The sequence below is a fragment of the Streptomyces parvulus genome, assembly GCF_014648855.1.
Classification (GTDB): domain Bacteria; phylum Actinomycetota; class Actinomycetes; order Streptomycetales; family Streptomycetaceae; genus Streptomyces; species Streptomyces parvulus.
On the sequence record NZ_BMRX01000015.1, the window covers coordinates 1 to 18,063 of the forward strand.

17 protein-coding genes and 1 pseudogene are annotated in these 18,063 nt (G+C 72.4%); 9 read left to right on the plus strand and 9 right to left on the minus strand.

Annotated features, from left to right (window positions below):
- Nucleotides 1-159: 159 nt before the first annotated feature.
- Both IE108_RS27280 and IE108_RS27285 read right to left on the minus strand, forming a co-directional pair.
- Entirely contained in the window at nt 160-2,382 is a 2,223-nt protein-coding gene (locus IE108_RS27280) for an alpha-N-acetylglucosaminidase (RefSeq protein WP_064726048.1), read from the minus strand.
- Nucleotides 2,383-2,461: 79 nt separating this feature from the next.
- Nucleotides 2,462-2,806, minus strand: coding sequence for an STAS domain-containing protein (locus tag IE108_RS27285; RefSeq protein WP_064726047.1), 345 nt, complete (start codon nt 2,804-2,806; stop codon nt 2,462-2,464).
- 264 nt (nt 2,807-3,070) lie between these two features.
- Between IE108_RS27285 and IE108_RS27290 the strand changes: the two genes are divergently transcribed.
- Nucleotides 3,071-3,217 carry a hypothetical protein gene (locus tag IE108_RS27290; protein WP_189397777.1) on the plus strand — a complete coding sequence of 49 codons (147 nt, stop codon included), beginning with the start codon at nt 3,071-3,073 and terminating at the stop codon, nt 3,215-3,217.
- A 26-nt stretch (nt 3,218-3,243) separates the two neighbouring features.
- Here the strand turns inward: IE108_RS27290 and IE108_RS27295 are convergent, their stop codons facing one another.
- The 4 genes and pseudogenes from IE108_RS27295 to IE108_RS27310 all read right to left on the minus strand — a co-directional run bounded on the left by IE108_RS27295 (nt 3,244) and on the right by IE108_RS27310 (nt 6,703).
- The gene (locus tag IE108_RS27295; RefSeq protein ID WP_064726046.1) at nt 3,244-3,693 is read right to left on the minus strand and encodes a DoxX family protein; all 450 of its coding nucleotides are present in this window, start codon (nt 3,691-3,693) and stop codon (nt 3,244-3,246) included.
- A 141-nt stretch (nt 3,694-3,834) separates the two neighbouring features.
- Nucleotides 3,835-4,689: pseudogene (locus IE108_RS27300) on the minus strand (glycoside hydrolase family 16 protein); the annotation flags it as partial.
- A 104-nt stretch (nt 4,690-4,793) separates the two neighbouring features.
- Entirely contained in the window at nt 4,794-5,987 is a 1,194-nt protein-coding gene (locus IE108_RS27305) for a glycoside hydrolase family 64 protein (protein WP_064726044.1), read from the minus strand.
- Between the two features lie 245 nt (nt 5,988-6,232).
- Nucleotides 6,233-6,703 (minus strand): hypothetical protein, encoded by a 471-nt coding sequence (locus IE108_RS27310; RefSeq protein WP_064726043.1) that lies wholly within the window; start codon nt 6,701-6,703, stop codon nt 6,233-6,235.
- A gap of 360 nt (nt 6,704-7,063) precedes the next feature.
- Between IE108_RS27310 and IE108_RS27315 the strand changes: the two genes are divergently transcribed.
- From IE108_RS27315 to IE108_RS27330, 4 genes are all read left to right on the plus strand, one after another.
- On the plus strand, nt 7,064-7,939 hold the full coding sequence (locus IE108_RS27315; protein WP_064726042.1) for a Sco1979 family transcriptional regulator: 876 nt from the start codon (nt 7,064-7,066) through the stop codon (nt 7,937-7,939).
- The gene (locus IE108_RS27320; protein ID WP_079163392.1) at nt 7,940-8,188 is read left to right on the plus strand and encodes a DUF397 domain-containing protein; all 249 of its coding nucleotides are present in this window, start codon (nt 7,940-7,942) and stop codon (nt 8,186-8,188) included.
- 68 nt (nt 8,189-8,256) lie between these two features.
- Nucleotides 8,257-9,072, plus strand: a complete 816-nt coding sequence (locus tag IE108_RS27325) for an SAM-dependent methyltransferase (RefSeq protein WP_064726041.1) — start codon at nt 8,257-8,259, stop codon at nt 9,070-9,072.
- Nucleotides 9,073-9,198: 126 nt separating this feature from the next.
- Nucleotides 9,199-11,088: a glycoside hydrolase family 9 protein gene (locus tag IE108_RS27330; protein WP_064726040.1), complete on the plus strand. Its 1,890-nt coding sequence runs from the start codon at nt 9,199-9,201 to the stop codon at nt 11,086-11,088.
- A gap of 15 nt (nt 11,089-11,103) precedes the next feature.
- Here IE108_RS27330 and IE108_RS27335 read toward each other — a convergent pair whose 3' ends face one another.
- Entirely contained in the window at nt 11,104-11,676 is a 573-nt protein-coding gene (locus tag IE108_RS27335; protein ID WP_064726039.1) for a TetR/AcrR family transcriptional regulator, read from the minus strand.
- 76 nt (nt 11,677-11,752) lie between these two features.
- Nucleotides 11,753-12,133: a MerR family transcriptional regulator gene (locus IE108_RS27340; RefSeq protein ID WP_064726038.1), complete on the minus strand. Its 381-nt coding sequence runs from the start codon at nt 12,131-12,133 to the stop codon at nt 11,753-11,755.
- A gap of 116 nt (nt 12,134-12,249) precedes the next feature.
- Between IE108_RS27340 and IE108_RS27345 the strand changes: the two genes are divergently transcribed.
- The 4 genes from IE108_RS27345 to IE108_RS27360 all read left to right on the plus strand — a co-directional run bounded on the left by IE108_RS27345 (nt 12,250) and on the right by IE108_RS27360 (nt 16,418).
- Nucleotides 12,250-13,323 (plus strand): alkene reductase, encoded by a 1,074-nt coding sequence (locus tag IE108_RS27345; RefSeq protein WP_064726037.1) that lies wholly within the window; start codon nt 12,250-12,252, stop codon nt 13,321-13,323.
- 123 nt (nt 13,324-13,446) lie between these two features.
- Nucleotides 13,447-14,139 carry a hypothetical protein gene (locus tag IE108_RS27350; RefSeq protein WP_064726036.1) on the plus strand — a complete coding sequence of 231 codons (693 nt, stop codon included), beginning with the start codon at nt 13,447-13,449 and terminating at the stop codon, nt 14,137-14,139.
- 215 nt (nt 14,140-14,354) lie between these two features.
- Entirely contained in the window at nt 14,355-15,023 is a 669-nt protein-coding gene (locus IE108_RS27355) for a sigma-70 family RNA polymerase sigma factor (protein WP_064726035.1), read from the plus strand.
- A gap of 69 nt (nt 15,024-15,092) precedes the next feature.
- Nucleotides 15,093-16,418, plus strand: coding sequence for a phosphatase PAP2 family protein (locus IE108_RS27360; RefSeq protein ID WP_064726034.1), 1,326 nt, complete (start codon nt 15,093-15,095; stop codon nt 16,416-16,418).
- Between the two features lie 89 nt (nt 16,419-16,507).
- On the opposite strand, the gene IE108_RS27365 is transcribed toward IE108_RS27360, so the two are convergent.
- Nucleotides 16,508-18,028, minus strand: coding sequence for a catalase (locus tag IE108_RS27365; protein ID WP_064726033.1), 1,521 nt, complete (start codon nt 18,026-18,028; stop codon nt 16,508-16,510).
- Nucleotides 18,029-18,063 lie beyond the last annotated feature (35 nt).

Consider the following 18,063-nt stretch of genomic DNA (forward strand, 5'->3'; position numbering starts at 1 on the left):
GCGGTGGTCGTCGTCAGGGCCAGGACCAGACCGCTCAGCACGGCCACGACGGCACCCGCACGTCTGGCCGAGCGTCTGCCGTCCGGTTCCGTGAGCACGGTGAAGCGCATGCGCGGTCCTTCCCTCGAAGCTCGGTGCGGGACTGTTCGTGCCGTACGGTCAGCCGGTGGCGCCGGGCAGGGCGTCGAGGACCGCGGTGGCCGCGGTCACCGGATCGCCCGAGGGACGGACGGGGTAGGGGTCGCGCTCCTGGTTCCAGGCGTTCTCCAGCGTGAACCAGTCGATGGCGGCGGGCGGCCGGCCGGTGGCCAGCGCCGTGTCGAGCGAGTCGAGGTACGTCGCCCACCGCACCGCGTAGAAGTCGCGGACGAGCCCGGACCACTCACGGTTGGCGTAGTCCCGCAGCCCTCCGGTGTCGCTGCCGGAGCGGTGGCCCCAGGTGGTGAGGATCGAGCGGGCGTCGAACTCGGCCGCGGCCCGCTCGGCGGGCGTCCGGCCCCATGACGTGGCGTCCTCCAGCCAGGGGCCGAGCAGGAACCTGGTGTCGGTGGCCAGCAGCCGGTCCAGCAGCGCCAGGTCGGTGTTCCACTCCGCGGCCAGCGCACGGAAACGGGGTAGGTCGGCGCTGTCGTAGGCGGCCTTGATCCGCGGCAGGAGGGACCGGCTGCGGTTCGCCAGCGCCTGACGGGCGACGTCCACCAGGTCGAAGCGGTAGGCGTCGGTCGCCCGCAGTTCCGGCGCCACCTTCAGCAACTCGGCCAGCGCCAGGCGCACGGTGTCCGGGTCGTAGCGCATCGCCCCGGGGCTCCAGCTGGCCGCCGAGGTGGCCGTCAGCCGGGGCCGGGCGGTGAACAGGCTGTCCTGCGACTCGCTCCAGGTGCCGGAGGGCGTGCTGTAGGGGCCGGTGCGCAGCAGCTCCCAGGCGCGGGCCGCGTGCGGATCGGGGCCGCCGTAGCGGCGGGAGGCGTAGGCGGCGAACCAGGCCCTCTGGTCCAGCGGACCCGTCCGCCAGGCCAGCTCGGTGAACAGCTCGTAGGCGGCCGGGTTGCCGCCGGTGCCCTCCGGCAGGTAGGCGATGCCCGCGAGCGCGCTGCCGGGCTTGGTGCGCCACCGGTCGAAGCGCTCGGCCCAGACCGCGGTGTTGGCGCCGACGGTGGTGTGGCCGCCGAAGTTGGGGATGGTGCCGAACGCGTAGGGCGTGCCGTGCCAGGTGGTTTCCCGGTCGAGTCCGTCGTAGCGGTCGGACAGGCCGTCGACGATGAGCAGCCTGCTCCTGTCGACCGCGTCGATGATCGCGGCCGGGGGGTTGTTCTGCCAGCCGATGAGGGTCCAGACGGCGCCCGGGCGGGCGGTCTGGAGCGCGTCCATCACGGCTCGCGCGGCGTCGGCGACGGGCACGTCGCCGGGCCTGCCGCCCTCGTGCAGCAGATCCATCTTGAACATCGACGTGTCGCCGAACAGCTGCCGCTGGTGGCGGTAGAAGGAGGCGGCGACCCGGCGGAAGACCTCGCTGCGCGGATCCAGCCAGTCGGGCCGGTCGAAGCCCACCCACTGGCCCTGCGGCACGACCGGCCCGGCGGGGTTGCGGTCGGTGAAGCCCGGCGGAACCGTGCCGAAGTATCCCGGCAGCACCGGGGTCATCCCGAGTTGGCGCAGCCGGTCGGCGATCCGGCGGCCCAGATCGGCCCGGTCCCGCAGCAGGCGTTCGGAGACCGGGCCGGCGAAGCCGGACATGTTCTGCATCAGCCACCACGGCTGGTGTGCGGGGCCCGGGATCCAGGACCTCAGCTCCCGCCCGGAGTAGCCGAACTCCTGGAAGGTCTCGTGGTAGACGGCGTCGGCGCCCATCTGGACCAAGACCTCGTTCACCCCGTGCAGGGCGAGCAGGTCGATCTGGTTCTCGTAGGCCGCCCAGTCGCGGTAGGCGCCGGAGTACCCGTCGTCGGTGTCGTTGAGGGCGAAGCGGTGCGGCACCGACGCCTGCCGGTGGACGGTCCCGTCCGGCCCGGGCAGCGTGCGGGGCAGTCTCCCGGTACTGCGGCCCGGCCATCCGAGGTCCACTCCGGCCGTGTGCTTGAGGTACCAGTTCACGCCGCTGAGGATGACGGCCGGGCTGGTGCCGCGGACGCGCACGCGGCCGGGGCGGCCGGAGACGTCGAACCAGTCGCCGGAGTCGGGGCGGGCGGCCGGCACCAGGGAGAACTGCGAGGCGTGACGGGGGAGGAGGCGGGCCAGCGCCGCCCTGGCGGGGCCGGTGGAGAAGGCGGCCCGCTCCGGCGGGGAGGACGCGGCCGCGGAGGGGAAGCCGGGGGTGAGAGCCGTGGTGAGAAGGAGGAGGGCGGTGGCCGCGTGGACGGCGGCCCAGGGTCTGAGGCCTCTCACAGGTCACCTCTGTGGGGGTTGTCGAGGGGGTGTTGGTGAATATGGAGGCGGGGGAGCCCAGCGTCAAGGACGCATCCGGTCATGACGTGCGTCTCGCCTGGTACACCGAGTCGTAGATGGGGAAGACGTGGCGCAGCCCGGTCAGCGCGAAGAGCTGCTTCGTGTGCGGGTCGGTGATGACGAGTTTCAGCTCGCCGCGGACCGACTGGACGCGCTTGAGGGCGCCGACCAGGACGCCCAGCCCCATGGAGTCGATGAAGCTCACACCGCGCAGGTCGATCACGAACCGCCGGAGCCCGTCCGCGAGCCGCTCGATCATGTGCTGTTTGATCGACGGCACGGTGTACACGTCCACCTCACCGCGGATCTCCACGACGGTCCAGCCGTCCACGTCGCTGAAGTCGATCTCGATCGGAGGTTCCATACGTACCCAACGGCGATGCCGTGGGCAGAGGTTGCGCCGCACATTCGTTCTGCATATGCATGAACGGTTGGCCAGAGGATCACCGGAAGTGCAGGTCTGGGGCCCGGAGTGCCTGCGGGACGGGGTGCGTCCTCACCCTTTGTCCGTGTGTTCGAATATCGCCCGCCGTGACGGCCGCACGGCCCCGCCGTGCGCGTTCCGCCATTCGGGGTCATCCTGGTAGCCGGGCCACGAAGCCCACAGACCGACCTACCGGGAGGTCCTGTGATTCTGCTCGCGCTTCTCCTACCGGTCGTGATGATGGCCTTCCTCTTCGCCGCCGACGCGCTCGAAGACCTGATCTTCCCGCCCCCGACGGTTCCGGAGGAGGAAACCTCCGGAACCGTCGGGGCCACGACCACCTCGCCCTGAGCCGGACGACCACGGCCGGAAAGCGGTCAGGACACCCGGCCGCGGACCCGCCGCGGGGCGCCCGGCACGGTTCCGGGGCGGCGCTCCCGCCCCGCGAGTGACAGGGCGCCCGGCCCGAAGAAGACCAGCAGCAGGAATCCCCAGCAGAACAGGGCCGGGGCCAGTCCGCCGTTCTGCAGCGGGAAGAGTCCCTCCTTCTGGTGCTCGGTGAAGTACGCGAAGGCCATGATTCCCGACGCGAGGAACGCGGCGCCCCGCGTGAGGGCCCCGACCAGGACGAGGGCGCCGGCCACCAGCTCGATCACCCCGGCGTACCAGAACGGCCACTCGCCCACGGGACTGGCCGGCCGGTCGAGCAGCCCGAAGACCGTCGCCGCGCCCTCGCTGGTGAACAGCAGGCCCAGGACGATGCGGAACAGGCCCAGGACCAGGGGCTGCCGGGCGGCCAGCCGGTCGTTCAGGCGTGCGGTGCTCATCGGTGCGCTCTCCTCGGGTCGTCCGGCGTACGGCCGCGCACGACACGGCCGCAGGGAGTACGAGACCTCTCCCGTACTCCCTACGTGCGCGCGAGGCGATCCGCTCAACGCTGGCCCCGACCCGTCGGGACGGCGTCCTCAGTCGCTGGTGGTCACCTTCACCTCGTCGACCACCAGCTGCTGCGGGAAGGTGGTCGAGCCGTCGGGGTCACCGGGCCAGTAGCCGCCGACCGCGAGGTTCAGGATGAGGAAGAACGGCTTGTCGAAGACCCACTGGTTGCCGTTCAGGTCGGCCGGTGTGCGCGTCTGGTAGACGTTGCCGTCGACCGACCAGGTGATCTTGTCCGGGGCCCAGTCCACCGCGAAGGTGTGGAAGGCGTCCGCGAAGGCCTCGCCGTTCGGCAGGGTGTAACCCGCGCCGATGCCGCCCGAGCCGGAGTAGCCGGGGCCGTGGAGGGTGCCGTGGACGGTGGAGGGCTCGAAGCCGACGTTCTCCATGATGTCGATCTCGCCGGAGTTGGGCCAGCCGACCTGGCCGATGTCCTGGCCCAGCATCCAGAACGCGGGCCAGATGCCCTGCCCGCGCGGGATCTTCATCCGGGCCTCGACGCGGCCGTAGGTGGCGGTGAACTTGCCCGAGGTGTTGAGCCGGGCCGAGGTGTACTCGCACGACCCGTACCAGCACTGGTAGTTGCCCGGGTTCTCGCGGCGGGCCTCGATCACCAGGTTGCCCTGGCCGTCGAGCTTCGCGTTGTCGGTGCCGGGCGTGTAGTACTGCCGCTCGTGGTTGTCGACGTTGTCGCCGGTCTCCAGCTGCCACTTGGCGGAGTCGACGCCGGACCCGGCGGGTCCGTCGAAGGTGTCGGAGAACGTCACGGCCGCGGCGGCCGTCTCCGCCGGGCGGTCCGCGTGCGCGGGCGCGACCGCGGCGGCGGCCACCAGGCCGACCGACAGGGTGGTGAGCAGGCAGCTGCGGAGCAGACGTGGGGAGTTCATGTCTCTCCCTTCGTGGGCCCGCTCCCACGACGCGGGAGCGGGCACGGGGGTGGGGGGATGGTGGTGCGGGGAGGGGCTGTCCGGGCGCGGGTGGGGCCGGCCGGTCAGCCGAAGGACTCCAGCGTGATCGCGGCGTCCTTGGGGTCGCCGTCGTGCACCAGCGACTCGTGGTTGCCGACGTCGTCGAAGGCGAACGCGTACGCCTGGCCGTCCTGCATCTGCGCGTGGATCAGGCGGGCGTAGTGGTTGGTGACGCCGTCCTGGTAGAAGCCCGAGGCGTCGGCGTCCGGCTGCTCGGAGTTGGTCAGCAGCGTCGACCGGTTGTACGCGGCGCACAGTGTCCGCGAGATGGGCCCGCGCACCTGGTCGTTGGGCGCGTCGAGCTTGTTGTAGCAGCCGAAGACGGAGTCGGAGTCCGGCTTCTCGAAGGAGGTCACCACGGCGCCGGAGCCGTCGGTGAAGTCCATCCGGTCGCCGTTGACCTTGCCGAAGTACTTCGTGTCCGGCTGCTCCTTGAACGGCGTGACCGTCAGCGTGTCGGAGGCGTACTTGCTCCAGACGCGGTCGATGTAGTCGTCCATCACCCCGGCGGGCAGGTCGCCGGAGCCGATGCCGTGACCGGGGGCCAGTACGCGCAGCGGAGTGCCGTCGGCGCGGTTCTGGACCAGGCCCTCCCAGCCGCCGCCCTGCTGGGTGAGGCCGTCGGCCACGGCCTTGTAGCCGCCGGGCTTCAGTGTCCCGGTGTGCTTGGCCGACCCGTCGCCGGCGGTGAGGCCGACGGAGTACGGGGCCGAGAACATGTCGACCTGGGTGGAGTTGATCCACAGCCCGGAGTCGTTGAGCGTGTACTCCGTCCAGTTGAACAGGGTGTCGTGGTTGGGGTCGGCCGCGTTCTGCACGGCGGGCTGCACGAGACCGCCCTCGGCCAGGCGGAAGTCCAGCTTCTTGCCGTAGGAGAAGTAGACGCGGCCGGAGAACTTCGGGAGCTGAACGGTCTTTGACCCGCCGTTTGCGGGACCGGCGAACGACGCGTCGGGGGCCGGGACCGGCGGGGCACCGCCGGCCGGCCAGGCGTGGAAGGCGCCGCTCTCGTCGGCGTATCCCTGCTTGCCGGAGGCCAGTTCGGTGCCGATCACGTACACGTAGACCTGCTCGCCGCTGCCCGAGTCGTTCTTGAGGGTGAGCGGGATCGTGTCCGGTACGGCCGAGGCCGGTTCGGCCGGCCCTATGACGACGGCGACGGCGCCGATGGACGCCGCGACGGCCAGGGACGCCGTCAGCTTGCGTGGGGAAAGCACACGGTCCTCCTTGGTGTGGGGGACTTGCAACGTTGTAGGCCTTCCCTGCACATGTCAACAAGTTGAACGAGATGAATCGGAAGAAGGCGCTCCAGCTTCGGGAAGTGAAGCGGACAAAGCCCGCGAACCCGCAAGTGCCGTACGCAAGCGGGCTGTTGTGATACCGGATGTTGACACGCCCGGTCCGCGGTCACGATCCTGTACGCGCTTCCACTCGGGCCGCGGCGGGTGGCGGCCCGCGCCCGTCAGGGGGTCAGGGACCAGCGCGGCGTGACGCCGGTGAGCCGGCAGACGAGGAAGTAGAGCGGTATGGGCGCGGTGTACGGCGAGTCGCCGTCGGGTCCGTGCACCAGGTGCGGACCGGCGGGGCGGGGGTCGCCCCCGGTCCGGGTCCAGGAGGGGTCGCCGCTCACGTAGAGGGCGCTGTGCGGCCACGCGACCCCGATGTCGGAGCCGGCGGGCACGATCCACCACCAGCGGTCCTGATCGGCGAAGACGCAGCCCGCGCGCGGCAGGCAGGCCAGGATGCGCTCGCCGTGGTCGGGTGTGGTGCCGACCGCGTCGTGCCCGAGGCCGGTGCGCAGTCCGGCGGGCAGGGTCAGCGGGGCCGGACCGGAGAGGTGCCGCCGGGGCGGCCGCAGGGGGCCGGATGCGCATGCGCGGTCACGGGCGAAGGCCGTGGACGGACGTGGATCACGAGTGTGCTGCAGGTCCATGGGGGGTGTCCTTTGGCCGGGCGGGGAGCTGGAGGAACCGTGCGGGCCGGCGCGTACCGGTCCTCCACATCGACGCGCGGTCGGGCTGCCGACGCGCGCGCAACCGACGGATCACCAGGAGAACGTTGTCATGCGAGATCGTCCCAGGGGGTGGGGGATGCGTCTTCAACAGGACGGTCCTGGAACCGGTTGAGGTGAACGAATGGGGTCGGTTCAACCACTGTGTCATCCGGTCGCAACCCTGCGCAACCGGCAAGTTGAAAATTGCAGTGGGGTGGATGCATGCTCCTCCGGCACGCAGGCCGCCGTGGCAGACTGCGCATCCGGGGCCGGGCGCGCAGCCGCGAAGAAGGAGTTGGTGTGACCTCGGAGACCGATTGGGGCGGTGCCCCCTCCGTGCTGCGCATGATCCTCGGCAGGCAGCTGGAGGAGTTGCGCACCCGGGCCGGTCTGTCCTTCGAACAGGCCGCCGAGTCCATCGGGGTGAGCCATTCCACGATCCGGCGCATGGAGGCGGCGAAGGTGGCCCGCCTGCGGCTGCCGGACGTGGAGAAGCTGCTCCAGTTCTACGGCGTCCGCGACCAGCAGGAGATCGACACCTTCCTGAAGTCGGCCCGGGAGGCGAACAAGCGGGGCTGGTGGCACACCTACCGGGACGTGATGCCGGACTGGTTCGCCGCCTACCTCAGCCTGGAGCAGGCGGCCCTGCACATCCGCGCCTACGAGCCCGAGTTCGTGCACGGACTGCTCCAGACCCCGGCCTACGCCCGCGCCCTGCTGAGCGCCGGCAACCCGCACGCCTCCTCGGACGCCACCGAACGCCGGGTCGCACTGCGCATGCGGCGCCAGGAGATCCTCACCCGGCCCGCGCCGCCCCGGCTCTGGGTCGTCATGGACGAAACGGTTCTGCGCTGGCCCGTGGGCGGCTCCGAGGTGATGCGGGAGCAGGTGGACCACCTGATCGAGGTGGGCCGGCTGCCCAACGTGACGCTCCAGATCATGCCGTTCGCCGGGGGGCCGCACCCCGCGATGCGGGCGGGCGCCTTCCACGTCTTCCGCTTCCGGGCCCCCGAACTCCCCGACATCGTCTATCTCAGCGGCCTCGTGGGCGCCGTCTACCTGGACAAGGGCGACGACGTGGTGGTCTACCGCGAGGCGCTGGACCGGCTCGGCGCCCAGGCCGTGCCGGCCCGCAGCACCGAGGAACTCCTCGGCGCGCTACGCAAGGAGCTGTGAATGGACCACGAGCCACAGCACCGCACGGACCTGGCGACGCCGTCCGCGCGACCGGTGCCGCACGGGTGGGCCAAGCCGTGGAGCGACGACGCGGGCGGTGCCTGCGTCGAGGTGCGGAGGCTGAGCGACGGGCGTATCGCGTTGCGCCAGTCCTCGGACCCGGACGGCCCGGCACTCGTCTTCACGCCCCACGAGATGACGAGCTTCCTGGACGGTGTGAAGGCGGGACAGGCCGACTTCCTCTACTGAGCACGTTGGTTGACGTAGGTTCCACCGAGGGATCACTGGACCGCACGACCGATGGAGAGGGGCGAACGTTGTCCGACAGCGGATGGCCGGCCGACCGGATCGACACCGAGCACGCGCACTCGGCCCGGATCTACGACTACATCCTGGGAGGCAAGGACTACTACCCGGCCGACCGGGAGGCGGGCGACGCGATGGCCGCGGAGTGGCCCGCGCTGCCCGTGCACATGCGCGCCAACCGGGACTGGATGAACCGCGCGGTGCGCTGGCTCGCGGAGGAGGCGGGCATACGCCAGTTCCTCGACATCGGCACCGGCATCCCGACCTCGCCCAACCTGCACGAGATCGCGCAGTCGGTGGCGCCCGAGTCGCGCGTCGTCTACGTGGACAACGACCCGATCGTCCTCACCCTCTCCCAGGGCCTGCTGTCGAGCACGCCCGAGGGCCGGACGACGTACATCGAGGCGGACTTCCAGCACCCGGAGGACGTCCTGGAGTCCGCCGAGTTCCGCAAGACGCTCGACCTCGGCAGGCCGGTCGCGCTCACCGTGATCGCGATCGTGCACTTCGTCCTCGACGAGGACGACGCGGTCGGTATCGTCCGCCGCCTGCTGGAGCCCCTGCCGTCGGGCAGCTACCTGGCGATGACCATCGGCACCGCGGAGTTCGCCCCCGACGAGGTCGGCCGGGTCGCGCGGGAGTACGCGGCCCGCGACATGCCGATGCGGCTGCGGACCATCGACGAGGCGCACCAGTTCTTCGAGGGGCTGGAACTGGTCGAACCCGGCATCGTGCAGGTGCACAAGTGGCATCCGGACGGGGCGGGGGAGCAGGGCATCCGCGACGAGGACATCGCGATGTACGGCGCGGTGGCCCGCAAGCCGTAACCGGCTCGGCGCAGGAGCGGGGCCGCGGATGCCGCGGCGCACCGGGCGCGGCCCCGCTCCACCGCCGGGTTCCGGACTGCGGCCCTCCGCCCACGCGCCGCGGCGGGGTCGACCAGACTGTCCGGCATGAACCACTGCTCCTCCCGTCCGGCCCGCGCCGTCGCCCTGGCGGTCGCCTCGGTGCTGGCGGGCTGCTGCCTGACCGCCTGTTCGGGCGGCGGGGACCCCGCGCCCCCGGCCGCCCTGCGGGTCAACCAGGTCGGGTACGCCACCGGCGGGAAGAAGTTCGCGTACGTCATGGGGGACGCGGACGCGACGGCCGGCCTCGGCTACGAGGTCCTGGACGAGGCGGGGCACACGGCCCGGCGCGGCGATCTCGGCCCCTCGTCCGGCGGCTGGAACGAGACGTACGACGCCGTGCGCACGATCGACCTCTCCTCCCTCGACCGCCCCGGCACCTACCGGCTGCGCCTGGTCGGGGCGGACACCGGCCCGCCGGTCCGCTTCCGGGTCGCCCCGGCACCGGAGCTGCTCGACCCGCTGCGCGCGGACTCGGTGCGCTTCTTCCGCACCCAGCGGGACGGCCGCGACGTCCTGGCCGACTCGACCGGCCGGGAGCCCTCCCACCTCACCGATGAGCGGGCCCGGGTCCACGAGGTGCCGGGGGAGGGGCCGGAGTCCGCACCGCGCCCCGTGGCGGACGCCGGTCCGGTGGACGTCTCGGGGGGCTGGTTCGACGCCGGCGACTTCCTCAAGTTCACGCACACGGCGTCCTACGTCGTCGCCCAGATGCTGACCACCGTCCGCGACGCGCCGCCGGTGCCCGGACTGCGCGACGAGGCCCTGCACGGCCTGCGCTGGCTGGACCGCATGTGGGACCCGTCGTCCGGCACCCTCTACGCCCAGGTGGGCCTCGGCTCCGGCGGCAGGGGAACGCGCGGCGACCACGACGTCTGGCGGCTGCCCGAGGAGGACGACCGGCTCGACGCCGGGCCGGGCGACGCCGACCACCTGGTCAAGTACCGGCCGGTCTTCCGCGCCGGCGAGCCCGGGGAGCCCCTCAGCCCCAACCTCGCCGGGCGCGTGAGCGCGGCCTTCGCCCTCGCCGCGCAGACCGCGGCCGACCGGGACCCGGAGCAGGCCCGCGGCTGGCTGGCCAAGGCCGCCGCCGTGTACGCGCGCGCCGACACCCACCCGCGCGGCGAGCTGGTGACGACCGTGCCCGGCGACTACTACCAGGAGGACTCCTGGCGGGACGACATGGAGTGGGCCGCGGTCGAACTCTCCCGCGCCGCGGGCGCGCTGAACGACGCGCGCCGCGACGAGTGGCGCGACGAGGCGCTCACCTGGGCCCGCGCGGCGCTGCGCGAGGAGCCGGGCGGCACCCTGGGGGTCGCGGACGTCGGCGCCCTGGCCCATGCCGGCGTGCTCTCCTCGGCGGACCCGGACGAGGGCCTGGCCGCCGCCCTGAAGGCGGAACTGCGGCGCCAGGTGGAGGCCGGTCGGCGGCGCGCCGCCGGGGACCCCTTCGGATCCGGCGTCGAGCCGGGCGAATTCGACGCCGCACCGCGCACGTTCGGACTGATCGCGACCGCCCAACTGTACGCCCGCGCCACCGGCGACCACCGGTACGACGGCTTCGCGGCCCGCCAACTGGCGTGGGTCCTCGGGGCCAACGCCTGGGGCACCGGCTTCGTCGTCGGCGCCGGCGACCTCTTTCCGCACTGCCTCCACCACCAGGTCGCCAACCTGGCCATGAGCCGCACCGGCCGGGGCGACGTGCTGCGCGGAGCCGTCGTCAACGGGCCCAACGCGGCCCGCCTGCTCGGTGACCGGGACGCCCTCGGCGGGGCCCGCCCCTGCTCCTACGCGCCGAAGGGCGCACCGTGGTCGGAGTTCGACGGACACGGCGCCGCCTACGCCGACGACGTCCGCGCCTGGCAGACCGTCGAACCCGCGGACGACTTCACCGCCACGGCGCTGTACGCGCTCTCCCTCACCGCCGGCGGGAGCTGACGCGGGCGGTACGGCTCAGGAGCGCGCCGGCCAGGTGCGCAGCAGGGAGTCCAGCGCGTCGAGGATCGCCGTCCAGCTCTCCTGCGCGTCGGGAGCGCTGTGCCGGAAGCCGCCGGCGCCCTCCAGGCCGACGAACCCGCTGAAGACGCTGCCCAGCAGGCGTACGGCGTGCGTCTGCTGGGGCTCGGGCAGGTCGTACCCGCGCAGGACGGCCCGCGACAGCTGAGCGTGCCGCGCGCCGGCACTGGACGCCGCCGCCTCGGGGTCCAGGCGGTACCGCGCGGCGGCGAAGCGGCCGGGGTGCTGGAGCGCGTAGTCCCGGTACGCGTCGGCGAACGCGGTCAGCGCGTCCTTGCCCGCCCGTCCGGCCACCGCCTCGGAGGCGCGGTCCGCCAGTTCCTCGAGGGCGAGCAGCGCGATCCCCGTCTTCAGGTCGTGGGCGTTCCGCACGTGCGAGTAGAGGCTCGCCGTCCGCACACCGAGACGCCGGGCCAGCTCCGTCGGTGTGGCCTGCTCGAACCCGATCTCGTCGGCCAGTTCGGCCCCGGCCCTGACCAGGGTCTCCGTCGTCAGTCCCGCCCGCGCCACACTCGTCCTCCACGTCACCTGCCCAGCAACCGTAGAAGATTATGTGTGTGCCTAACTGGGTTAGGCAACCTGTGGATCAGCGGTGCGCCGCCGGCGCCCAGCGGGTCCTCCGGTCCTCCTGTGCGGCGGCCATCAGGGCGTTGAGCGAGTCCCGGGTGCTCATGAGGTCCGCGATGTGCGCGGACAGGCGGTCCCGCTCCTGCGCCATGCGCTCCAGGGCGGCGTCGGAGTGGTCCTCGCTGGGCGAGTCGACGCACGGCAGCAGTTCGGCGATGGTGCGGCTGGACAGGCCCGCCGCGTAGAGCCGCTGGAGGAACCTGACCCGCTCGACCTCGGCGTCCGTGTAGTGGCGCTGGCCGCTCGGGCTGCGGGTGCTGGTCAGCAGCCCCTGGTCCTCGTAGTACCGGACGGAGCGGACGCTGACCCCGGCCCGTGACGCCACCTCGCCGATGCGCATGCCGTTCTCCTTCCCTGTGATCCGCGTCACAGAACCTTGCCTCTGACGTCAGTGTCAGCTTTTAGCGTAGCCGTCGAACCCGGCATCCGGGCCCCGCACGACCAAGGAGTTCCGACGTGACGTCCCTCTTCGACAGCTACCGGCTCGGTGAACTGACGCTGCCCAACCGGACGGTGATGGCGCCCATGACACGGGTCCGCGCGGCGGCCGGCGGGCTCGCCACGCCGTCGATGGCGACCTACTACGCCCAGCGGGCCACGGCCGGACTGATCGTCTCCGAAGGAGTGCAGCCCAGCCTGATCGGGCAGTCCAACCCGGGCACCCCCGGACTGCACACGGACGAACAGGTCGCCGCCTGGCGGCAGGTGACCGGCGCCGTGCACGCCAACGGGGGACGGATCTTCGCCCAGATCATGCACGGCGGACGCGTCTCGCACCCCGACACCACCGGCCTGCGCCCCGTCGGACCCTCGGCGGTGGCAGCCGTCGGAGACGTGTTCACCCCCTCCGGCCCCAGGCCCGTCCCGGTCCCGCGCGCCCTGGAGAGGGCCGAAGTGCCCGAACACGCCCACTCCTACGCGGCCGCCGCCCGCCGAGCGGTCGACGCGGGCTTCGACGGGGTCGAACTCCACGGCGCCAACGGCTACCTGATCTCGCAGTTCCTCTCCTCCAACGCCAACCTCCGCACCGACCGCTACGGAGGTCCGGTGGCCAACCGCATCCGCTTCGCCGTCGAGGCTGCGGCCGCGACCGCCGAGGCCGTCGGCGCCCACCGGACCGGCATCCGCCTCTCCCCGGCCGGGACCTTCTGGGGCGTCGAGGAGGCCGACGTGCCCGAGCTGTACGCCGCGCTGCTGACCGAGCTGGCGCGCCTCGGCCTGGCCTACGTCCACCTCGAGGCCACCGCCGAGGAGGAGGTGCTGGTCGGGCTGCGCCGCGCCTGGCCGGGCACGCTCGTCATGAACCCCGCGCTGCCGATGGGGCCGAAGCAGGCCGGGCGCGACGAGGCCGACCACTGGCTCGGGCTCGGCGCGGACCTCATCAGCTTCGGCCGCGGCTTCCTCGCCAACCCCGACCTGGTCGAACGGCTGCGGACGGGGCTCCCGATCGCGCCGGCCGACGAGCGCACCTACTACCAGGGCGGCGACGCCGGCTACCTGACCTACCCGGCCCATCAGCACACGGCCTGACGACCGGCGACCCCCGGACCGCCGGTGTGTGAGGTGAATCACACGCCGGCGGGCGGTTGCCGGGCATCGAAGTTTCGTATCCCTCTGATGACGGCGGGGCTGCGAATGCGAGGATGAGCCGCCATGACTGCTGGGTGGTGCTGCCGCGCGACGCGGGCCGCGGTGTTCGCGGCCGTCTGCGTGCTGCTCGCCGTCCTCGGCCACGTTCTGATGTCGGACGCCTCCGTCCCCTGGTGGTCCCTCGTCGCCGCGCTGGGCGCGACCGGCGGCGCGGCCTGGTGCCTGGCCGGCCGTGAGCGCGGCGTCCTCGCGGTCTCGTCGGTCGTGATGGTGGCCCAGACCGCACTGCACCAGTGGTTCTCCTACGCCCAGCGGCTCACGGTGCCGCCCGCGGGCGGCACCAACGGCGCCTCCGACGCCGGTCATACCGCCGCCGTGGCCCACCTGGGTCACGCCATGCACCCCGCCGCACACGGCGGCTCCGCCGCGCCGCCCACGGGCGCCGTGGACTCGATGACCGGCTTCGCACAGGTCATGGAGGCGATGTCCGCCTCGGGCATGCTCGCCGCCCATCTGCTGGCCGCGCTGCTGAGCGGACTGTGGCTGGCGTACGGCGAGCGCGCGGCCTTCCGTGTCCTGCGGGCCGTCGCCGGCCTGCTGGCCGCACCGCTGCGGCTGCTCCTCGCGCTCCCGGTGCCACCGCACCGGCCGCGTGTCGCCCCGCGCCGCGCGGGCGACGCGCTGCGGCCGCCACGGCTGCTCCTCGTTCACGCGATCACTTCCCGGGGTCCGCCCGCGGGGCCCGCTGTCGTCTGAGACAGCCGGTTCCCCCGACCGTGCCGGGCGCTTCCGCGCCGTGCCGGCCGGGGTGTCCGGACGTACGCCGCCCCGCGGCGCCGTCCGCCACTCCCACCCCGTCACCGGGCCCCGCCGCGCCCCGCGCCGCCGGGTCCGGACGCCGGACGTCCGCGCGCGCCCGATCTCCTGTGACGCGTCGCGCCCGAGGCTCCGGCCCACGCGAAGGACAGCATGTGACCAGTCCTGCCCCCTCCGCCGTCCGCGACCGGACGGCACCCGCCGCGAGAGCCCGTCGGGCGCGGACGACCGCCGACGAGTCGGCGACCCTCTGGGCGCTGGCCGCCCGCACCGGCGACCCACGGGCGGCGGAGAACCTCGTCCGCGCCTTCCAGCGGGACGTCCGCCGCTTCGTGACCCACCTCGGCGCCGACCCCCAGTACGCCGACGACCTCGCCCAGGACACGTTCCTGCGCGCGCTCGGCAGCCTGCACCGCTTCGAGGGCCGCTCCTCGGCCCGCACCTGGCTGCTGGCCATCGCCCGCCGCGCCGTGATCGACAGCTACCGGTACGCGTCCGCCCGGCCCCGGCTGCTGGCCACCGACGACTGGGAGACCGCCGTCGAGTGCGCCCAGGAACACGGACTGCCGGGGTTCGACGACGGCGTCGCCCTCGGCGAACTGCTGGACGCGCTGCCCGACGAGCGGCGCGAGGCGTTCGTCCTGACCCAACTCGCCGGTGTCCCCTACGCGGAGGCCGCCGAACTCATCGGCTGCCCGGTCGGCACGGTCCGCTCCCGGGTGGCCCGCGCCCGCCAGACGCTGATCCGGTCCCTCAGCGAGGCGGAACGCACCGGTCCGCCGGACGCACAACGGGCGATCAGCTCCCGCACAGCCTGCCGTTAGCATGTTCGAACTCGTGACGATCGCCATGAGTGACCCGTTTGTCCGACCACTAGCACCCAGGCCACATAATTGAAAACCACACCAACACGAATATCCGGGCGAACGACGCTCTGGGCCGCGGCGGCGACGGCGACCCTCGCGTTCCTCGTCGCGCTGGAGTTCGCCGCGCGCCACTACGGCGAGCCGGGGCCGATCACCCAGCAGGCCCGCGAGGTGGTCCTCGCTCCCGACTCGGGGCCGCTGCTGTACGCGGGGCTCGCCCTGACGATGGTGGTCCTCACCTGGCGGCAGCGGTTCCTCGCGGCCGGCGCGGCGATCGGCGTCGACCTGGTGTTCTGGGCGGTGCGCTGGGTGGCCGGCGCCGACATGAACTTCGGCAACGGCGCGCTGTGGGTGGTGCTGGGATGCGCGGTCCTCGCGCTCACGCGCCGCACCGGCCGGGAGCGGGCGCTGCTGCTGAAGGGCGCCGGGCTGGGACTGCTGCTAGTGGCCGGGCACAAGACGGGCGACACCTGGCTGCTCATCACGTCGGAGACCCGCCCGACGGTCCTCGACCCCTATCTGGCGACCGCCGACCACGCGCTCGGTGATCCCTCCTGGGTCGTCGGCCGGCTGGTGAACGCCACCTCGCCCGTCGGCGACGGCATCCTGCACGTGGTCTACGGCCAGCTCCCGCTGGCGGCGGCCCTGGTCGGCCTCTACCAGCTGCGCCACGTGGCCGCCGAGCGCCGGTTCCCCAGCCACCACCTCGTGCGCACCTTCCTGGTGATCGGCCTCCTCGGGCCCGCCGTCTACATGCTCTTCCCGGTGGTCGGGCCGGTCTACGCCTACGGTGCCGAGGGCGGCCGGTGGGCGGTGGCCCACCTGTGGCCGGACACCCTGCCGTCGATCGCGGCCCCGCACGCGGTGCCGTTCGACGAGATCACCCCGCGCAACTGCATGCCCAGTCTGCACACGGCGTGGGCCACGACGCTCTTCGTGCACTCGCGCAAGGGATCGCGGCCGATGCGGTACGCCGGGACGTTCTGGCTGGTCGCCACCCTCACCGCGACGCTGGGCTTCGGCTACCACTACGGCGTGGACCTCATCGCCGGGGTGGTGTTCGCGCTCACCGTCGAGGCGGCGATGCGCGCGTCGGCCCGCGGCTGGGACCGCTCGGCCACCCTGCTGGTCGTCCACGGGTCGGCGGTGTTCGCGCTGCTGCTGCTCTCCTACCGTCTGCTCCCGGAGCACCTGGCCGCGCACCCCTGGCTGAGCGGACCGCTGCTGCTCCTCGCCATGGCCTCCGTGATCCTCGGCTATCTGCGGACCACCAGGCGGTGGGACCCGAAGCCCCGGCCGCCCCGGCAGCCGGAGCCGCCGCGGGCCGCGGAGCCGCAGCCCGAACTGGTCTGACCGCGGCGCCCGGAGGGGGAGCGGAAACACGCAAGCGGGGCGCGCGCGGTCGGCACGCGCCCCGCTTGCGTCCCGTGCGGGATCCGGCGTCAGGCCTTTTCCTGCATGGACCGGCGGGCCGGGTTGCCCTGCTCGTCGGCCTTGGGGTCCTTCTCGTCGGCCTTGGCCCGCACGCCCTTGGCGATGCGGTCGCCGATGTTCTTGTCGATGTTCGTCCAGTACTCGAAGGCCCGCTGGAGGACGGGTTCGGTCACCCCGTTGAGGAGGTGGCCGACCACGTTGTCCACCAGCCGGTCGCGGGCCGCGTCGTCCATGACCTCGCGCACCAGCGTCCCCGCCTGGCCCCAGTCGTCGTCCTCGGGATGGCTGACGTAGGCGCTGCGGGTGATGGCCCCGTCCGTCTCCCAGCTGGGCGGCGTGCCGAACCTCGCGGTGTCCGCGGCGGGGCCGCCCTTGGAGTTGGGCGCGTAGACCGGGTCGGTGGTCTTGCGGAACGCCATCGCCCCGTCCTTGGAGTACGTGTGGACGTCGACGACCGGGGCGTTCACCGGCAGCTGCTGGTAGTTGGCGCCGATGCGGTAGCGGTGGGCGTCGGCGTAGGAGAAGAGCCGGGCCAGCAGCATCCGGTCCGGGCTCGGGCCGATGCCGGGGACCAGGTTGTTGGGCTGGAAGGCGGCCTGCTCGATCTCCGCGTGGTTGTCGGTGGGGTTGCGGTCCAGCGTCATGCGGCCGACCGGGATCAGCGGGTAGTCGCCGTGCGGCCACACCTTCGTCAGGTCGAAGGGGTTGAACCGGTAGCCCGCGGCCTCCTCGTACGGCATGACCTGCACGTACAGGGTCCAGCTGGGGAACTCGCCGTCACGGATGTGCTCGAACAGGTCGCGCGTGTGGTAGTCCGTGTCGGCGGCCGCCATCTGGTCGGCCTCGTGCTGCGTGAAGAACTCGACGCCCTGGTCGGTCTTGAAGGTGTACTTCACCCAGAACCGCTCGCCGGCCTCGTTGATCCACATGTAGGTGTGGGAGGTGTAGCCGTTCATGTGGCGCCAGGTCCGCGGGATGCCGCGGTCGCCCATGAGCCAGGTGACCTGGTGCGCGGACTCGGGGGACAGGGTCCAGAAGTCCCACTGCATGTCGTGGTCGCGCAGGTTGTTGTCGGCCCTGCGTTTCTGCGAACGGATGAAGTGCTGGAACTTCATCGGGTCCTTGATGAAGAACACCGGCGTGTTGTTGCCGACCATGTCGTAGTTGCCCTGGCTGGTGTAGAACTTCACCGCGAAGCCGCGCGGGTCGCGCCAGGTGTCCGGGCTCCCGCGCTCGCCCGCCACGGTCGAGAAGCGGATGACCAGGTCGGTGCGCGTCCCCGGCTGGAAGACGGCCGCCTTGGTGTAGGCGCTCACGTCGTGCGTCACCTCGAAGTGGCCGAAGGCGCCGCTGCCCTTGGCGTGCGGCTGGCGTTCGGGGATGCGCTCCCGGTTGAACTGCGCCATCTGCTCGATGAGGTAGGCGTCCTGGAGGAGTACCGGTCCTCCCGGTCCCGCGGTGAGCGAGTGTTCGTCGCTTTCCGCCGGCGCGCCGGAGTCCGTCGTGGTGGCAGGCGTGATGTCCGTCATGAGACTGCCTTTCGTCGTGGAGTGGGTGGTGCCCA

Excerpts from the sequence above, each read along its gene's own strand:
- IE108_RS27340 (WP_064726038.1), bottom strand. The coding sequence starts at position 12,133 with ATGCGCATCGGCGAGGTGGCGTCACGGGCCGGGGTCAGCGTCCGCTCC.
- IE108_RS27365 (WP_064726033.1), bottom strand. The coding sequence starts at position 18,028 with ATGACGGACATCACGCCTGCCACCACGACGGACTCCGGCGCGCCGGCG.
- IE108_RS27350 (WP_064726036.1), top strand. The coding sequence starts at position 13,447 with ATGACTGCTGGGTGGTGCTGCCGCGCGACGCGGGCCGCGGTGTTCGCG.
- IE108_RS27285 (WP_064726047.1), bottom strand. The coding sequence starts at position 2,806 with ATGGAACCTCCGATCGAGATCGACTTCAGCGACGTGGACGGCTGGACC.
- IE108_RS27310 (WP_064726043.1), bottom strand. The coding sequence starts at position 6,703 with ATGGACCTGCAGCACACTCGTGATCCACGTCCGTCCACGGCCTTCGCC.
- IE108_RS27295 (WP_064726046.1), bottom strand. The coding sequence starts at position 3,693 with ATGAGCACCGCACGCCTGAACGACCGGCTGGCCGCCCGGCAGCCCCTG.
- IE108_RS27330 (WP_064726040.1), top strand. The coding sequence starts at position 9,199 with ATGAACCACTGCTCCTCCCGTCCGGCCCGCGCCGTCGCCCTGGCGGTC.
- IE108_RS27320 (WP_079163392.1), top strand. The coding sequence starts at position 7,940 with ATGGACCACGAGCCACAGCACCGCACGGACCTGGCGACGCCGTCCGCG.